This window comes from Oleiphilus sp. HI0117, assembly GCF_001635235.1.
The window spans coordinates 1-778 of sequence record NZ_LWGA01000453.1; the positions used below are offsets into that span (position 1 = coordinate 1).

The 778-nt window shown below is 44.0% G+C and carries 1 protein-coding gene; it reads right to left on the reverse strand.

What is annotated here, in order from left to right:
* A partial coding sequence (locus A3757_RS05235) for a protein kinase family protein (protein ID WP_231878220.1) occupies positions 1-694 on the reverse strand: 694 nt, incomplete at its 3' end.
* Between the last annotated feature and the right edge of the window lie 84 nt (positions 695-778).

Sequence of the window (778 nt, forward strand, 5' to 3'; positions counted from 1 at the left end):
CACGATAATGCTCATCCAAACCAAAGTCTGTCAATTTAACCTGGAAATCTGAAGTCAACAAAACATTGCTAGGACGCAAATTGCCATGGCAAACCCTATTTTGATGCGCAAACGCCAAACCTCTACAAATTTGAACCGCCGTATTCAAAAACATCTGCATTCCCATAGGTTCAATCAAGCGGTCCTGCAGACTGCCACCCGAGACATATTCCATAACAACAATGAATACACTATCGTTCTTGGATGTTCCTAGAATATTAACCAGATTCGGATGCTTCAAACTGTGAAGCATTTTTGCCTCACGATACCCCGTAAAAGTAGAGGTACGCTTCTTAATTACCAGAAGCTTGTGAGAGGACTTATCTTCATACAAATAAACCGCGCCAAATTTGTCTTCCTGCATAACATCAAGTAAGCCAAATTTTTGCTGAATAGAGGCTAAGCCTTCTCCTGCCCGATTCACTTGTTCCTCAGCAATATGCTGACCTTTCATCGCCAAAAGCAACTGAGTCCGGACCTGCTCTACAGACTGAGGACGTTCAGCAGGGTCAACAGCAAGACACTGATGAATAAGGTTTTCAAGGGCTGGAGTTATATTGGCATCAATCTGAGCCATTGGAGGCGCATTGGGTAGTGGCAAGGTACTGGTGAATAATTCATACATCACCACTCCCAGCGAATAAACGTCACTCAAAGTAGAGGTAAAGGCGATGCCTTTGTGCTGCTCAGGAGCAGCACAAAGGCATCGCCTTTACCTCTACTTTGAGTGACGTTTATT